The organism is Parabacteroides sp. AT13, from assembly GCF_002272965.1.
Taxonomy (GTDB): domain Bacteria; phylum Bacteroidota; class Bacteroidia; order Bacteroidales; family Tannerellaceae; genus Parabacteroides; species Parabacteroides distasonis.
The window spans coordinates 1,535,305-1,552,543 of sequence record NZ_NQMH01000001.1 but is presented as its reverse complement, the minus strand read 5'-3'; the positions used below and the strand labels follow the sequence as shown (position 1 = coordinate 1,552,543).

The following is a 17,239-nucleotide window of genomic DNA, read 5'->3' as shown; positions in this document are numbered from 1 at the left end:
AGGCTGTTACGATGCCTGTTGTAAAGATGCTAGAATGCCCATTGTAACAACCTTATAATGCCTATTGTAATTTTCTCGTTTAACGCTTGTTCAATACGTTGTATAACCCATTCAGGTCATCGGCACCTACCAAGTCTACGCCTTCTTTGATGAAGAAGCGTTTGAACTGCTCGGTATCCGGGGCGCCCCACCAACGGAATAGTTTTCCCTCATCGTGGACTTTCCGGATGATCTCACGCATCTTCTGTAGTTGGTCGGCGGGCATCTCACCTTCGCCTTTCCATGTGAAGAAATCGGAGTAATTATCGCTTATGACCGGAGCGAGGGAAGCAGGGATGCCCTGTCCCAGATCCTTTATTTGTCCGTCGAGGAAGGTGAAGCGGCTGTTCTCTTTCGGCAGGCTGTTCTTCGGACGGTCGCCGGAAAGGAAGAAGAGGACGGCACCTTCTTTATATTCGCCGTTATCGACGGAACAGAAATATTCCTTGTAAGGTTCCATCTGTTTCTTTAATAGCTTGTACATCTCTTCGCCTTGTGCCTTGCAATCCACCATCAGGTAGAAAGGGCGGTCGCTACCGGGATAGACCTTACCTCCATTCGCTTGTATGCGGGCCACGAGCGGCTTGAGGTATAGGTTCTCGAAGGTAATGGCCGGGTTGGGTTCCGGGCGATCATGGGAAACGTATAGCTCGCCATCGATCAGCCACAGATCGGCCTCCACGCAGTTGAAGCGGAAGGACAAGGCGTCCAGCAGAGGTCTCTCCCGCCAGTAATCATTGTGCGAGAAGGCGTTGTAATGAATTGCGGAGGAGGCTTTCTGAATCGTCTGCTCCGTGGTTGTCTCCGCCACTTGAACTGTGTCCGATCCCTTCGGGGAGGAGCAAGCCGTACAGAGGGCGAGGGAGGTGATAAATAAGGATAGAATCTGTTTCATATACTAATTGTTTTTTGAGTCTAGTTGTAGAGACGGGGCGTGCCCCGTCTCTACAACTGGATGTTTGATGGATTTACTGTTTTATACGGTTTGCGTGCCGGGTTTTACGTTAGCCGTCTTCTGTTTGTCGCCCCAAAGGACGGTTAGTTCCAAGGGGACGTCGCTGGTAATTTCTACCTGCGGCTCTTGGGTAGCGGAAGAACGGGACTTGACTTTGATCGCTACCAGACCGTCGAGGCCGAAAGGATAACGGTCGATACCATAAGCCTCCGTCAAGTTCACGTCTACGGTCAATTTCTTCTCGTACACATTGGAGCGGATGCCGAAGATTTGCTCGATCAAGCCGGAGATCGGTGCCAGTCCGCCCCAGCCCACGAAATTCGGGCGAGCCATGAAGCCCGGCTCCTCATGTTCCGGAGCGTAGTATTCCCAGAACGTACCGGTATTCTTATACACCTTTAGGACGTTATCGTAATGGTTGCGTGCGATCTCGTAAGCCAATTTACGATAGCCTTGTTGCAATAGGCCGGTAATCACCATATAGTTCGCTCCCGGCCATACGCCACCCTGCCAGTAGCGGCCGTTATCCTTGTATTTAGGATGGTTGGCGGCAAGGGAAGGGACGCGGTGCAGGCGGTTGAATGTCTCCTTGTTATCCAGCTCGGCCACGAAAGCATCCATGCGTTCCTTGGACAGGACATCGGTCAATAAGGCCCAGTACGCGTAGATTCCCTTGGTGGAGGAAAGGCTTCCGTCGGCGTATTGATCGAAAAGGAAATGCTCCTTCTCGTCCCATAGGTTCTCGTTGATATACTTCTTTAGCATCTTCTGCTCGTCCTCGAACTCCTCGATCTCCTGCCAACGCTCCAGATAGAAACCCATCTCAAGCAGATGCCCGGCGGTGAAGTATTGTTGCAAGCAAACGTCCAGCCAGATCATATGGCCGTGGCTGTATATCGGATTGTATTTCGGTTCCACCCGGGGCATGTTGTCCATGCCGGTACCCCAACCGCTGGTCCAATACGTACCGTTGCGCCACGTATGGTTTAGCTTCAGCCATTTATAATAAGCGCAAAGGGCGGGGAATATCTTGTGTAGGCGGTCTATATCGCCGAACTGCTTATAATAGACGATCTCGCTCCAAGGGAGGATATTCGGTCCGGTGCTGGTCGGATCGTAACGCTCGAAACAGTCCGCTCCGTCCGCCTTGATCTCCCGGCAGATGAAACCGTCCGGATGTTGTTTGGCGTAGAAATTATCTAACGTACGTTGGAAGGGGAAGAAGCGGGTACCGAAACGGGCGAACATCATCATGAAGGCGGAGTCCCACATGAAGATATTGCCGTTGTAGGCGACATCGAGGTAGCTGCATACGAAACCGGAATCCGGTTCCGGGGCCTTGATGTTGCCGATGCCGATTTGCCAAGCCTTCCAGTACATCTCGATCTCTTTCTCATGTCCGCTCCAAGTCGGGTTCGGGAGGATTTGCTTGGCCTCCTCGAAGGTTCCGGGCGTGATGGTCTCCGGTCTCGCCGTCCGGAACTCGTTCTCGGTCACGAAGGGTTCCTTCAGGTAGGTGTTCTTGTAAGGAAGATTGTATTTGGGGCGTTTCTCTTCAGCCTTCTCTTGCGCCAAAAGGCTACCGGTGGGAACGGAGGCCGCACCTGCCGCAAGAAGGGATTGTTTTAGGAAGTTTCGTCTTGTTGTCATGATATGTAATGTTGGTATATGAATCTTGTTTATTATCCGGGCGGGTGACAGCTGTTGGTCAGATAGCTTGACAGCAGGCTGTCAGATGGCTTGACAGCCGTTGTCCTCGCCCTTTGACAGCCGTTGGTCAGATGGCTTGACAGCGGGCTGTCAGGTTATCTTACAGGTTTAGGAGCTTCTTGATCTTCCAGAACACGTCCGTATTCTCGAAAATACCCGTGAAGTTCTCGGCGCCCGGGCCGAAAGCATAAACGGGGACCATTACGCCGCTATGCCCTCCGGTGGAGAATTTACAAACGATACGGCCCTCGTTCAGATCCCCGTCCACCAAGGTAAGGCCACCGGTCTCGTGATCGGCGGTTACGACGACCAATGTCTCACCGTCTTGGGCGGCCCATTCGAAGATACGTCCGATCGTACGGTCGAAATCATGTGTCTCTTGCATCAACAGGTCGATATCGTTGAAATGTCCGTAATCATCCAATTGGGAGCCCTCTACCATCAGGAAGAAACCTTCCGGGTTTTGTCCCAGCAGATCGATCGCTTTCATCGAGGCACGAGCCAAGAGATCGCCTCGCTCGGCGGGAAGCGGGGTGTCTACGGTATCGGTAACGCAGAATACCTTGCCTTTTTGGATCTTCGCCAGTTCCTCCCAGCTACGGGGAGTCTGGTAACCTTTCTCCCTTAATTCCTTGAACAAATCGCGACCGTCCGCACGGTTCTCGAATAGCTTGGAGCCGCCGCCGAATACGTAATCGACGCCACAGTTCACGTAATCCGCTACGATCTCGGCCTCGGCGTCACGATCCGTATTGTGGCAGCAGAAGTCGGCGGGCGTAGCATCCCATAGGCGACAGGTAACGGCGATGCCGCTTGACAGGCCTTTCTTATTCGCCAAGGTAGTCAAAGATTCCAAGGGCTTGCCTTCCGGGTCTACGCCTACCATATGGTAGTTCGTTTTATGGCCGGTGGCCAGTGCGGTACCTCCGGCTCCGGAGTCGGTGATGAGGCGGTTGGCGCAATAGGTTTTCGAGAGGCCGGTGTATTGGGAGTTGTCCAGCCAGAGCTTGCCCCGGTTGGCGGTCCAAGCGGAATACATGTGCATAAGGCTCATACCGTCGCCGATCATTAGGATCACGTTCTTTATTTTCTTTCCGGTAGGGGGGACTAGTTTCTTGACCTCGTAAGGTTTCTCTAGTACATACGTTTGTTCTTTGTCTCGGCGACTTTGTGCCGCGGCCTCCGGAACGATCATGCCGGATAGCAGGATGGCTAAGGCGGATAGCACGGATAGAGTTGTTCTTCTCATATGATTCAGTATTTAATATTATCAATTTATATAAAGGTTCTCTGTTGGGATCGCGTCTAGTTTGGACATGCTTGGCGTACGCCAGCTCCAGCCTAGGTACTCACCCTCGTAATCCTCGAAATAATGCAAGGCGAAGGGGTGGTAGCCTTTTTGTAAGGGGATGCGTCCCGTCGCGTCGATGGCGGCGTGGGAGGCATCATTGTCCACTACCTTTTCTTTGCCGATATAGAGGACGCTACCGTCATCCGAGCGGGTACTGAACTCATAGACACCGTCTTCCGGTGCGTATATATATCCGGTGAAGATATAACCGAAATGATCCGGCAATTTAGCGTTCAGGATAGAAGGCTCAGGTATTGTTCCGGTCTCGACTACCTTCGCTTTTTGCAGATCGGCTACCCATTGGAACTCTCCTTCGTAATAGGTATAAGCTACCCCATGCTTCGTAGGCTGTATGGATAACGCGGGGCGTAATACGGCTTTTGTCGCTTGGATCGAGTACGTACGGCTGGGTACGAATCCCTTTTTATATCCTTTGGCCTTGATAATCGTGGTCTCTTTTAAGACGAATGGCTCGCTGTATACCGGAGCGTTCTCATCCGGTTCCGATCCGTCAAGCGTGTAATGGATAACCGCCTCGGGTGTCGTGGATTTTAGTTCCGCCGTAATCTCTCCTTCAAATAAATCCAGATCATTCGCTATGTAAGGGATAGAGACGGTAGGTTGCTCCGTATAGGAATAGGGAGCGTACTCGGGAGCGGTTCCCCAACGCTTGTCCGGTGTCGCCGAGAGCGTAAAGTCCAGTGTGCCTCCTTGCATCAACTGGTCGTAGGTGATGTAGCAATGCGATATCTCCTCGCCGTTTAAGGTAACCTTCGTGATATACTTGTTCTTATCCGGCTGGTTGGCGGTAATGACCAATGTCTTGCCATTGCCCAGCTTCATGTTCGCCTTATCGAACAACGGGGTCGTTAGGATAAACTGGTTGCTACCCGGACATACGGAGTAGAAGCCGAGGCTGCTCAAGATATACCAAGCGGACATCTGGCCGCAATCCTCATTGCCGATGATACCTTCCGGCGTGGGCTGGTACATCTCGTCCAGCAAGCGACGGGTCCATTCCTGTGTCTTCCAGGGCTGGCCCACATAGCTATATAGGTAAGCCATGTGGTGGCTAGGCTCGTTGCCATGCGCATATTGACCAACCAATCCTGTAACGTCTACCAGATCGCCGACTACCTCGGAGGTAACCATAAATAAGCTATCCAGATCAGCGATGAACGCCTCCCGGCCTCCGGACAACTGGGTCAATCCATATACGTCATGCGGGGTAAAGAAACGATATTGCCAGGCCGTAGCCTCCGTATAGGAACGTCCGATGGCGAATGGATCGAAAGGAGTCTCCCAATTCCCATCCTGCCGTTTGCCCCGGAAGAACCGGGTACTACCGTCGAATACGTTGATAAAATTCTGGGAGCGCTTGATGAACGTCTCATAATCATCCATATGTCCTAAAGCTTTCGCCATTTGTGCGATACACCAATCATCGTAGGCAAATTCCAATAGGCAGGAAACCGATTCTTTCTTGATATTCGTCGGGATGAAGCCTTCCTTTATATAATAATCCGCTCCTTTCTTATTCTTCTCCGCTGAGATTTTCATCGCTTCGAGAGCGTGTTCCGCATCATATCCGCGAATACCTTTCAAATAAGCGTCCGCTATAATCGATGTGGAGTGATAACCGATCATGGTCCCGGTCTCGCCTGCCGATAAGGGCCATAACGGAAGCTCGCCGCTGGCGTCGTACATATCCAAGAGAGACTGTACCATATCATTCACCAAGGTAGTATCCAACAGAGTCATCATCGGATGCCAGGCCCGGAAGGTGTCCCAAGTGGAAAAGGTGGAGAATTGGCGGCGACCTGCCGGGATCGTCGCTACGCTCATGTCGTGACGGCGGTATTGTCCGTTCACGTCGCTCGCTATATTCGGGATGATCTTGCTATGGTATAGCGCCGTATAGAAATTCGTGCGCTCGGCTTCGGTGCCTCCTTCTACCGTGATAACGTCCAGTTCTTTTTCCCAATTGGAGCGTGTCGCTTGATGGATGGCGTCGAAATCAAAGCCATAGGAATCCGTCTCTTGCTCAAGGTTCAGACGGGCGTTCTCCTCATTTACGATCGATACCCCGACTTTGCAGACGATGGGCTTTCCGGTAGTCGTATCGAAGGTAAGTACGGCTTGCCGTTCGGAAGGCTGTTCCATGGAAGAGAAGGGTTGCGAGAATTGCGCTACAAAGAAGACATACTGATTGTCTACCCAGCCCCGGGTACGCCGCATACCGGTAAGCTCATTCTCCCCGGTTTGCTTAACCCAGCCTTCGTATATATATTCGTTATCCAATAAATGGTCCATATCGACCACCAACGTAGACTCTATCCCTTTTTTATAGGTATATCGGTGTATCCCGACATGCGGGGTCGTGGTAAGTTCCGCTAATACACCTGCCTCCCTGAGATTCACCGAGTAGTAACCCGGGGAAGCCTTCTCGTCCGAGTGCGAGAACGCTAGAGGTGTCTGGAGTGACGGACGGAATAGGATATCGCCAAGGTCGATACATCCCGTACCGCTTAAATGGGTATGGGAAAAACCCATTAAGGTAGAATCGCTGTAATGATAACCAGAACAAGCGTCCCAATTCCCTTTCCGGGTGTCCGGACTGAGTTGGACCGCTCCGTAAGGAGCCGTGGCCCCGGGATACGTGTGTCCGTGAAATCCCGTGCCGATAAACGGATTCACGGAATCGATGGGGGATTGTGGTGCTTGGCTACAGGCCGTGAATAAGGCTATTATCCCTGTACACAAGCAAGAAGAAAGAGTTTGAATTAATCTCATGGTGTATCTTTTGTTTACTATATTATACAATTGGCAAAGGTAAACTACCTATTTGAGATATGCGTTTTTACCCGGTAGAAAATAACACGGGCTGTTTCATTTTCTGAGACAGCCCGTAATTGAATCTTATTCGTTCCTTGATCGGTTTAAAGGAGCCGGTTAATATCCCTCGTTCTGCTTCAGTTGACCATTCGATTTAGTAATCTCTTCACTTGGATACGGGAATACCATCATATGTGCTTGATAGGCGTTTTTGTTGGTGTAATCTTCGTAACCAATAATCGTGAACGCGGATTCCGGATTCGCCCGGTCTTCATATCTGCGGATACGTGGATGTGCGTTCAACTCTTTATCGGCCAATGTCTTTATGTCGGCATTGGAAGAACGGTTCCAACGCTTTAAGTCGAATAGATGGTCTGTAAACTCAAAAGCCAATTCACAACGGCGTTCGTGATATAGATCCTTCATCGTGGCGGTGCCGGCAAGCGGTACCAAGTTGGAGCGTAGGCGGATACGGTTGATATCTGCGGTTGCTTTATCGGCTTGGCCTGTCATTAAATATGCCTCGGCACGGAACAATAACATTTCTGCGAAACGGATGATCGGGAAATTGACACGGACCGTAGGCCAGTCTCCGTTAGCACTCACGGCTCCTTCACCTACAGGGTCTGAGTATTTGAACGCGTCCATGTATTTATTGATCATGAAACCAGCTTCAAGGTCGGAGGTAGACCAGAACTTGCGTGTCTCGCCGAAGAACGGGAACTCTTGGTTGTATTCCAAGATTGAACGTACTAAACGGTCATTACCTTTACCATCTTTCGCCATTTCTTCGTAGATGTCGTAAGAGGGCTTCATCTGCCCCCAACCATTATATTTGCCCCAGCCTTTGTTCTCAAGGATAATACCCGGGAATTCGGTACCGCCCGGTAGTGCGCCACCGATACTCGGAATAGTCCAGAGATATTCGGCGTTCCAATAATCTTTCAAGTCAGACGAGAATAGTTCCGCAAATGTGGGAGCTAGATCTCGATTGTAGTTGTTCTCTAATTGATTGACCATCTCGATGACGTTGTTCCATTGGGTAGCATCCCAAGTAGCCCAGTAAGCATAAGTTTTCGCTTTGAACGCCACGGCAGCAGCCTGATGTGCCCGGCCCCGGTTGTCAGCGTCATAGGATTCGAAGTTTGGAAGGTAGGCGATTGCCTTGTCCATATCTTCGATGATCAGTTTATAATTGTCCATAACGGTAGCTTGCTGAGGCGGTATGGAGTTGTCGTAATCGTCGGGGAAGTCCTCGTAACGTACGAAAGGCACTCCTTGTTTATCCGTACCGTACCGATAAGCGATCAGATAATGTGCCCAACCGCGACTGAAGTAAGCTTCGCCCAAGCTGCGTTTCTCGACGGCGGTCAGCGTCGTTCCCTTTTCTTTCTTCACTAATTCTTGGATGATCCAATTCGCACGGGACATAGTAGAATACATACGGCTGAATACATCTCTTAGAGGAGATTCATCACCGGTATAGGCTAAGGTCGCCAAAGAGTTATAACCGCGCGTACGTCCCCAAACAATGTCGCATGCGGCTCCCTGTTCCCAGAATAACTCACGGCCGTAACAACCCTCTTGATGGAATCTTTCATATAATCCGTCAATGGCATCAATGGCCTGTTGATCATTCAAGAAATAGGAGGTTGTAGTTGCGTTTCCTTCCGGCTGAACGTCGAGGAAGTCGCTACAAGAACTACAAACCAATGCGGATAATGCTAATACTGTAATATATCTTTTCATTTTGATCCTTTGTTAATATGAATATCTTTTAAAACACCCGATTAGTATGTCAATTTGACTCCGACAGAGAATACGCGTGAAACCGGATACTTCAAGGCATCCCAACCGCCGGTTTCCGGGTCCATTCCTGAGTAGTTCGTGATCGTGAAGAGGTTCTCACCGCTAAGGTAAACCGACATCATGCTGTTGCGTTCTTGCAGGTGAGCGCATTTCCTGATAACATCACTCAAGTCATAGGATACGGTGAAGTTCTTCAAACGTAAGTAAGAAGCATTCTCCAGATACCAATCAGACGGTGTGCTAAAGTTGCTATTCGGGTCGTTTTTCGATAAGCGTGGAATATTCGACCCTGTATTCGACGGACTCCAAGCGTTCATGATCTCTTTTGAGCGGTTGAAGTTTCCTTCTACATCACTTAAGGCCATATATTTACCTACATATAAAGCTTGTGCTCCACCTACGCCTTGGAACATAGCGCTTACGGAAAGCTTCTTCCAAGTGAATCCTCCGGAGAATGAGAATGTAGTTTTAGGTGTAGCGCTACCGCAGTATTGACGGTCTTCATCATTGATGACTCCATCACCATTGGCATCGACGAATTTCAAATCGCCGGCTACAGCGTCCGGTTGGATTCGTTTTCCGTCTTTGTTTACATAAGCGGCTGCCTCTGCGTCGCTTTGAAAAATGCCGTCAGTCTTGATCAGATAGAAAGAGGCCAGCGGTTCTCCTTCGGCTGTTTGATACATATATGGAAGGTTACGATAACTACCATCGAAATATGCATCATTTTTGGTGATACCTGTCCAAACGCCCGGAGTTCCGTCTGCGTTCTTTACGCCAATATCAGAAACCCAGTTCTTTAAATAAGAGAAGTTTCCGGAAACGAAGTACGACCAATCTTTATTTACCTGTTGGTTCCAATTGATTTGCGCCTCGAAACCTCGGTTGCGGACTTCACCTTGATTGACTAACATGGCATCGATACCGATCGTTCCCGGCCAGTTCATCGTTTGCGACTGGATCAAGTTGAACGTGCGTTTGTCGAAATAGTCGAATGCCATGCTCAAGCGATTGTCGAACATGTTCACATCTAGACCTAAGTCCCATTGCTCGGAAGTTTCCCATGTTAAGTTGGGATTTAATGCGGTAGAGTTATAGACGAAGTTACCCCAAATCTTGTTCGATTCTACGCCGTACTGTGCCTGCTCCGACCAATAATTCTTACCTAATAAAGCTGATTTGTAATTATAACCGATAGATCCTAGATTACCGACACGTCCCCAAGAAGCACGGATCTTCAATAAATTCAGTGTCTCGCTCTTCGGGAAGAAAGATTCATTAGAGATTTTCCATCCGGCTGTTACGGCAGGAAAGTCGCCATAGTTATTATCTTTAGGTAGACGGCCTGCGTAATCACGACGCCAAGAGGCTGTAACGAAGTAACGATCGTTGAAGGAATAAGCCAGACGGGCGATCAAGGATACGTTTGCGTCAGGACCGGTCAAATAATCGGTTGCGGAAACGGAATTCGCATAGGATAGATATTGTAAATAAGCGGATTCGTCAGATAAATCTTTTCCATTAACCTCTAATCCTCGCTTGCTGTAATGATCGGCCGTAGTGGATAGTAAGACACCCACGGTGTGCATGTCATTAAACGTATTGTCGTAGGTCAATGTGTTTTCCGTTTTCCATGCGTCTGCACGGTAAGTCGTTTCATCCAGATTATTTGTCAAGGAGGGTTTTCCCACCTCGTCACGGATCGGGCTGAAGTTCTTATATAGATTATTCTTCAGGTTGTAAGTGAAACGGCTCGTGAACTTCAAGCCGGTAACGATATTAGCTAGTTCCAGACTGGTCGTACTCCAGATGTCGCTGGTTCGGTCATAGCGGTTTTCCGCTTCCAGCAAGCGAACCGGATTGACAGCGTCTCCGTGGATATCCGCGAAGTTGGAGCCATATTTGGCGATGTAATCCGGGTCTTCGGTCGTTGTTCCACCGTAAGTACCATCCAGCGGATTGTAAACCGTAGCGCTGGCAGGCATATACATAGCCGCCGCGACAACTCCCGTATAACCACTGTCGGTATCTTTTGAACGGCTTTCGTTGTTTTTCCAAACCACGTCTTCGGTGATAGTCACCCATTTGTTCAGTTTGAATTTACCGTTGTAACGAAGTGAAAGGTTCTTGTTGAAAGTATTGATCAATACACCTTCATCATTATCGTAAGCAAATGAAACACGGTTGGAGGCATTCTCTGAACCAACATTCAAGGCTACGTTATGGCGTTGGTAGAAAGCGGTGCGGAATATTTCATCCATCCAGTTGGTACGTGTGGTACCTACCCATGGGTTCTTGGTCAAGTCCCAACCGGTCGGCAATGTAAGCCCTGCGTTTGCGTAAGACAGTTTTCGCATCTCGAGTTGCTCTTCCGCATTTAACGGCTCGATTACGTTGCTAGCTTTACGAACACCGAAAGTCGCGTCATAGCTCAACGAGGTCTTGCCCTCTTTCGCCTTCTTGGTGGTTACCAAGATAACACCTCCGGCTCCGGATTGCGCTCCATAGATAGCGGCGGAGGCAGCATCTTTTAAGACGACAATCGTCTCGATATCATTCATAGAAGCGATGGGTGCGCCGGGGACACCGTCAACAACCCATAATACGTTATCGCCATTCTGTGAGCCCTGTCCACGGATCACGATCGAGGGTGTAGCTGTCGGGTCTCCACCGTTCGCTTGTACGGTAACACCCGCTAACTGCCCTTGCAACATACTTTCGGTAGAGGTAACCGGACGGGCCACCAGGTCTTCCGTGTTGTTCAGCACGCCCACGGAAGCGGAGAGATCTTGTTTGCGTTGCCCCGCTCCATAACCGAGTACGACTACCTCATCCAATTTCTGCGTATCTTCTTCTAGGATGATGTTGAAGGTCGTTTTCCCGTTTATCGGGATACTTTGCGTCATATAACCGATATAACTGATCTCTAAGGTAGCGTTTTCCGGAACTTCCAGTAGGAAATCTCCATCGAGCCCGGTGATTACTCCGTTTGTCGTCCCTTTTACGATCACGTTTGCGCCAATTACAGGAATCCCCGCCTGGTCTTTGACGATACCGGAAATCTGTTTCGTACTTTGTTGGTAGATGCTGGGACTCGGAAGTTCTAAGCCCGATGATTGCCCGAAGACGGGAGAAGCTTGAGCGGTTTGGGTACCTGCCACTATGCCACATAAAGACATCCCTACGCATAGATGCTTGACAGGGATGAAATCATAAAGCCGTTGTTTCATGTTTGCGTATTTTAGTGTTTATCTAAATCTGCCGCAAAAGTAGGCGTAATATGTGCGAGTATAGTGGAAGGTCTTATGAAGTGTTTGTGAATAAAATGTTGCAAAGCTGTTGCAGCCTTACTGCAACGCACGTGCAGTGTTACTGCGACAGGCGTGCAGTAACATTGCAATGCGGGTTGCAATAATCAGAAATCAAAGTATCGTTTAGCGTTGTTGTAACTGATGTCCTCCACCATCTGTCCAATGAAGGAAAGCTCGGAGGCGGGCAATAAGCCTTTCTCTATCTCATTGCCTAGCATATTACAAAGGATCCGGCGGAAATACTCATGGCGGGGATATGACAGGAAGCTGCGGGAATCTGTCAGCATACCGACGAAACGGCTTAAAAGACCGAGGCTGGAAAGTGCGTTTAACTGATCTTCCATGCCTTTGATCTGATCGAGGAACCACCAAGCCGCTCCATATTGCATCTTCCCGGGTACACTGCCGTCGTTGAAATTGTAGGCATTGGCTACCATCAACTCGGTGTCGCGGGGATTCAGGTTGTAAACGATCGTTTTCGCTAACAGCCCTTCTTGATCTAAATGGCTGAAAAAGCGGTTCATGGAAACAGCTACCGGCTGATCATCGATAGCGTCGAAACCCGTGTCTGGCCCTAATAACTTGAACATCCGTTTGTTATTATTCCGATTTGCGCCGATATGGAATTGCTGTACCCATCCACTCCGGGCATCCATTGCCGCCAATTCGTATAGCAATGCCGAACGGTATTTGCGAACTTCCTGCTCCGTGAGCGATTTACCCATACGAGCCTTGAGGAAAATCACCTCAATCTCCTGCTCGGTATAAGGTTCGGCATAGAAAGTATCCAACCCGTGGTCCGATAACCGGCACCCTTGGGCGGCGAAGAAATCATGCCGCTTTTGTAATGCCTCCAATAAATGCTTGTAGGTGAGGATGGTCTTATCGGCGGCGGCCTCCAGCTTGGACAAATAGTCATTTAGCGCCTTGAAATTATCGATAGCGAGTACCTTGTCCGGTCGCCATGCCGGATATACACGGGTGTGGCATCCGCTTGAACGTATTTTTTGATGGAATTCCAATGAGTCTATAGGATCGTCGGTCGTACAAACAATCTCTACGTTCATCCGTTTCATGATGGCTTGCGCACGATATTCGGGGGTACGCAGTTTATCCGTACAAGTTGCGTAGATTTCCTCGGCGGAAGCCGGATTCAAGACTTTATGGATTCCAAATATACGGCTAAGTTCCAGATGTGTCCAATGATAAAGCGGGTTTCGCATCGTGTAAGGCATCGTCTCTGCCCATTTAAGGAATTTCTCGTAAGAGGGCTTATCTCCGGTGATGTATTCCTCGGGGATACCATTTGCTCTCATCGCCCGCCATTTGTAATGGTCTCCGCCAAGCCATATCTCCGTAAGATCCTCGAATTGATGATTCTCCGCTATTTGCCGGGGATCTAGGTGGCAATGGTAATCAATGATGGGCATCTTCGCCGCATGCTCGTGATATAACTCACGGGCCGTGTCGGTTTGGAGCAAGAAATCTTGATCTAAAAAGTTTTTCATACTTGGCGATACTTTTGAATGATAGATAAGGCGTTGCGGCATAAATCGGTAATGGATTGCCAATCGTTTCCCGCTATCGCTTCTTTGGGGAAGAGTTTGGATCCCATTCCTACGCAGGTCACGCCGGCCTTGAACCAAGCGGATAGATTCTCCTCTGTCGGCTCCACGGCACCGGTAGCCATGATTAGGGTCCATGGCATGGGTGCCTTTATGTTCTTGACAAATGAGGGACCTCCTACATTTCCGGCGGGGAATATCTTGCAAAGGTCGCAACCTGTTTCTTGGGCAAAGCCGATCTCGGATACGGAACCGCAGCCGGGCGTATAAGGGATGAGGCGACGGTTACATATCTTCGCTATCTCCGGGTTGAACAACGGGCCGACTACGAAGTTTGCGCCTAGCTGTATGAATAAGGCGGCTGTGGCCGGGTCTACGATAGAACCTACGCCCAATACTAATTCCGGGCATTCCTTGGCGGCGTATTTTACCAGCTCGCCAAATACCTCGTGGGCGAAATCTCCCCGGTTAGTAAACTCGAAGGCTCTGACGCCTCCCTCGTAACAGGCTTTTACAACTTGTTTTGCGATCTCTACCTCTTTATTATAATAAACGGGCACCATTCCGGTTTGGATGATAGCCTGTAATGTTTGTATTTTATTGAATTGAGCCATATTGGGAATTAAAAATTGAAAGTTGAGAATTGAAAATTAGCGGGAGACACGGCCGGAGGTGTCGCCGGACATGAGTTTTTCTACTTCCTCTACGGTTACTTGGTTGAAGTCTCCGTAAATTGTGTGCTTTAGGCAAGAAGCCGCTACCGCGAAGTCCAAGGCTTTCTGGTCGTCACCGGGGTAGGAGAGCAAACCGTAAATAAGGCCTCCCATAAAAGAATCGCCTCCACCTACACGATCTACGATATGGGTGATGTCATACCGGCGGGATTCGTACAACCGGTTGTCGGCGTATAGCACTCCGCCCCATGTGTTATGATTGGCATTGATGGAGCCTCTTAGCGTGATGATAACTTTCCGGGCACGTGGGAAGTGAGCCATTAATTGGGTACATACCGACTGGAAAGAGGCGGCGTGTACCTCGCCTTCCGTGGCGGCGGCGTCAAAACCTTCGGGCTTGATACCGAAGACTTTCTCGGCATCTTCCTCGTTTCCTAGGATGATATCGCATCCGGCTACTAGTTCCGGCATGACCTCATGGGCTGTCTTACCGTATTTCCAGAGATTTTTCCGGTAGTTGAGGTCGCAGGATACCGTGATGCCCAATCGGTTTGCCGCCTGTATCGCTTCCAAGCATACGTTGGCGGCACCTTCGGATATGGCTGGCGTGATACCTGTCCAGTGAAACCAAGAGGCATCCTTGAATACCTCGTTCCAATCGATCATCCCCGGTCGGATCTCGGCGATGGAAGAATGAGCCCGGTCATATACCACCTTGCTGGCACGAGCGACCGCTCCGGTCTCCAGAAAATAAATGCCTAACCGTTCCCCTCCGTAAATGATCTTGGAAGTTCCGATACCCTGTTTGCGTAATTCCATAACGCAGGCACGGGCGATGTCATTTTGGGGTAAACGGGTTACAAACTCAGTCTCTATGCCATAGTTGGCGAGTGAGGCGGCGACATTCGCTTCCCCTCCGCCAAAAGTAGCGTTGAACTGATTGGCTTGGCAAAAGCGTAAATAGTCCGGAGTAGCCAGCCTAAGCATGATCTCTCCGAAAGTTATGACTTTCTTACTCATGGTGGTATAGTATTATGTTTTTCGCAAATGTAAGGGTTTATTTCGAATAATGTATAGCGTGTGTGCGAAAACATAGGCTTTTTTATTCCACCTCCCGGACAAAACGCCCGATTTCGAAAGGAGTCTTTGGGGCGCTAACACTGGTGTAGAAAGGAAGCAGGTATTTGACAAAGCCTTCTTCTACCTCTAAATTGGGAAATCCTAGTTTATAGATACCAAAGCGAGAATCATAATCCTTGATCGTAAGGTAGCCGCTTTGGTAAATAACAGGGACAGGATTGCTAGAGGTTGAGTCGATACTGTTCAGCACATCGGCATCGGTCTCGGTATTTGCCAGCTCATAGAGGTCGTAATGGGTGTGCTTGAGTAACTCTACTAAATAAGAAGGTGTCCCGGTCTCGAACCAATAATCTTCAGGCCGCATATATTTAAAGGTATTCAGCAGGCTGAAAGGGTTATAGATACCCGGTACGTTGGCTACGAAATGATAGCCGTCGTAACGCTTTCTCAGCAAGGAGTGTGTTTCATCATAGGTCAGTTCGAGGGAGGAGGCCAGTTTATGGGTATCTCCGTCCTTGCGAATCTTCTCGAAATTCTGTATACCGACTGGGATAAATAGTCTGGTTCATAGTGCCAAATATTTAATGTGACCTATTGACAAAGATACGATAAGTTTCTTGATTTAGGATATAGAGTCCGGAAAAACAAAAAAGCCGCTAGTCCCAATATGGATGCGGCTTTTTTTGCTCCTCAATGAAACAATCTCACGATTCCCCCCTTGCAAAGACTTGTTAACCTTAGATCTAAAATACTATGAAAAAAACTCGATGCAAATATAAGGGGTTTTATAATATGCGTCAATAGTATTTGTAACATTTTATTGTAAAGATATCGCAAATAGGTTTCAATTTGATATATATCAAGCTTGTTATTCTGAAATTCCGTACTTTTTAGGAATGTTATTCATAATTTCGAATAATTCGTTAACAGTCTCCGCACGTAGCATGGCGATCCGTGTTTGCTTGAAATCGGTAATACCTTTGAAGAGTGGAGTAGCTGCCAGATGACGGCGAATATGTAAGATTCCCCTACGCTCGTCCAATCGTTCCACGCTTTGCTCCACTTGTTTTTTTAGGATATCCAGATACCAAGAGAAAGGCTCTTGTGGCAATAATTCCCCGGTCGTAAGATAGTGTTTTACCTCCCGGAAGATCCAAGGGCGGCCTATGCTAGCCCTACCGATCATTACGGCGTCTACGCCATAGTCCTCGAAACGCTGCTTGCATATCTCGGCGGAAGTCACGTCGCCATTCCCGATGATAGGGATTTGCATGCGAGGGTTATTTTTTACGGCACGGATCAAGGTCCAATCCGCCTCGCCCGTGTACATTTGCGCCCGTGTACGTCCGTGGATGGAGAGGGCGGCGATACCGCAATCCTGTAGTTGCTCGGCCAGATCCACGATAACGCGGTTGTCGGCATCCCATCCCAAACGGGTTTTCACGGTGACGGGGATGTTCACGGCTTTCACCACCTCTCTCGTGATCTCCAGCATCAACGGGATATTGCGTAGCATGCCGGCCCCGGCTCCCTTGCCCGCTACTTTCTTTACGGGGCAACCAAAGTTTATATCTAAAATATCCGGACGAGCTTCCTCGCAAATACGTGCGGCCTCTACCATCGAGGCTACGTCCTTGCCGTAAATCTGGATAGCGACCGGACGCTCATCATCGGAGACATTTAGTTTTTGCTGTGTTTTGTTCACACTGCGGATCAACGCGTCGCTCGATACGAACTCCGTATATACCATGTCCGCTCCGAAGCGTTTGCACATCAAACGAAACGAGATATCCGTCACGTCCTCCATAGGCGCCAAGAATACCGGACGCTCCCCTAAATCTATTGAACCAATCTTCATACCTTCTGTTTGCTAACTAAATAGAGATTACAAAAGTACTTCTTTTTGGGGA

General features: G+C 49.1%; 10 protein-coding genes and 1 pseudogene. All 11 read right to left on the bottom strand.

What is annotated here, in order from left to right:
- Window positions 1-79: 79 nt before the first annotated feature.
- On the bottom strand, window positions 80-934 hold the full coding sequence (locus tag CI959_RS06685) for a phosphatidylinositol-specific phospholipase C/glycerophosphodiester phosphodiesterase family protein (protein WP_057317726.1): 855 nt from the start codon (window positions 932-934) through the stop codon (window positions 80-82).
- 81 nt (window positions 935-1,015) lie between these two features.
- Window positions 1,016-2,644 carry a trehalase family glycosidase gene (locus CI959_RS06680; RefSeq protein ID WP_057317727.1) on the bottom strand — a complete coding sequence of 543 codons (1,629 nt, stop codon included), beginning with the start codon at window positions 2,642-2,644 and terminating at the stop codon, window positions 1,016-1,018.
- A gap of 160 nt (window positions 2,645-2,804) precedes the next feature.
- Window positions 2,805-3,953, bottom strand: coding sequence for an alkaline phosphatase (locus CI959_RS06675; RefSeq protein WP_057317728.1), 1,149 nt, complete (start codon window positions 3,951-3,953; stop codon window positions 2,805-2,807).
- A gap of 21 nt (window positions 3,954-3,974) precedes the next feature.
- Window positions 3,975-6,848, bottom strand: a complete 2,874-nt coding sequence (locus CI959_RS06670; RefSeq protein ID WP_009275225.1) for a GH92 family glycosyl hydrolase — start codon at window positions 6,846-6,848, stop codon at window positions 3,975-3,977.
- Window positions 6,849-7,007: 159 nt separating this feature from the next.
- On the bottom strand, window positions 7,008-8,639 hold the full coding sequence (locus CI959_RS06665) for a RagB/SusD family nutrient uptake outer membrane protein (protein ID WP_005860022.1): 1,632 nt from the start codon (window positions 8,637-8,639) through the stop codon (window positions 7,008-7,010).
- A 41-nt stretch (window positions 8,640-8,680) separates the two neighbouring features.
- Entirely contained in the window at window positions 8,681-11,929 is a 3,249-nt protein-coding gene (locus CI959_RS06660) for a TonB-dependent receptor (RefSeq protein ID WP_009016691.1), read from the bottom strand.
- A gap of 185 nt (window positions 11,930-12,114) precedes the next feature.
- Window positions 12,115-13,518, bottom strand: coding sequence for a glucuronate isomerase (gene uxaC / locus CI959_RS06655; RefSeq protein ID WP_039848521.1), 1,404 nt, complete (start codon window positions 13,516-13,518; stop codon window positions 12,115-12,117).
- Window positions 13,515-14,189, bottom strand: a complete 675-nt coding sequence (locus tag CI959_RS06650) for a bifunctional 4-hydroxy-2-oxoglutarate aldolase/2-dehydro-3-deoxy-phosphogluconate aldolase (protein WP_057317730.1) — start codon at window positions 14,187-14,189, stop codon at window positions 13,515-13,517. The genes uxaC and CI959_RS06650 overlap by 4 nt, the downstream gene beginning before the upstream one ends.
- 36 nt (window positions 14,190-14,225) lie before the next feature.
- Window positions 14,226-15,269 carry a sugar kinase gene (locus CI959_RS06645; protein ID WP_009016688.1) on the bottom strand — a complete coding sequence of 348 codons (1,044 nt, stop codon included), beginning with the start codon at window positions 15,267-15,269 and terminating at the stop codon, window positions 14,226-14,228.
- An 88-nt stretch (window positions 15,270-15,357) separates the two neighbouring features.
- Window positions 15,358-15,828, bottom strand: a pseudogene (locus CI959_RS06640) (AAA family ATPase); the annotation flags it as partial.
- A gap of 369 nt (window positions 15,829-16,197) precedes the next feature.
- The gene (gene dusB, locus CI959_RS06635) at window positions 16,198-17,187 is read right to left on the bottom strand and encodes a tRNA dihydrouridine synthase DusB (RefSeq protein ID WP_011967190.1); all 990 of its coding nucleotides are present in this window, start codon (window positions 17,185-17,187) and stop codon (window positions 16,198-16,200) included.
- Window positions 17,188-17,239: the final 52 nt, after the last annotated feature.

Bases quoted from the DNA above. Each gene is read 5' to 3' on its own strand.
- dusB (WP_011967190.1), bottom strand. From the start codon at position 17,187: ATGAAGATTGGTTCAATAGATTTAGGGGAGCGTCCGGTATTCTTGGCG.
- uxaC (WP_039848521.1), bottom strand. From the start codon at position 13,518: ATGAAAAACTTTTTAGATCAAGATTTCTTGCTCCAAACCGACACGGCC.
- CI959_RS06665 (WP_005860022.1), bottom strand. From the start codon at position 8,639: ATGAAAAGATATATTACAGTATTAGCATTATCCGCATTGGTTTGTAGT.
- CI959_RS06650 (WP_057317730.1), bottom strand. From the start codon at position 14,189: ATGGCTCAATTCAATAAAATACAAACATTACAGGCTATCATCCAAACC.
- CI959_RS06680 (WP_057317727.1), bottom strand. From the start codon at position 2,644: ATGACAACAAGACGAAACTTCCTAAAACAATCCCTTCTTGCGGCAGGT.
- CI959_RS06670 (WP_009275225.1), bottom strand. From the start codon at position 6,848: ATGAGATTAATTCAAACTCTTTCTTCTTGCTTGTGTACAGGGATAATA.
- CI959_RS06675 (WP_057317728.1), bottom strand. From the start codon at position 3,953: ATGAGAAGAACAACTCTATCCGTGCTATCCGCCTTAGCCATCCTGCTA.
- CI959_RS06645 (WP_009016688.1), bottom strand. From the start codon at position 15,269: ATGAGTAAGAAAGTCATAACTTTCGGAGAGATCATGCTTAGGCTGGCT.
- CI959_RS06685 (WP_057317726.1), bottom strand. From the start codon at position 934: ATGAAACAGATTCTATCCTTATTTATCACCTCCCTCGCCCTCTGTACG.
- CI959_RS06660 (WP_009016691.1), bottom strand. From the start codon at position 11,929: ATGAAACAACGGCTTTATGATTTCATCCCTGTCAAGCATCTATGCGTA.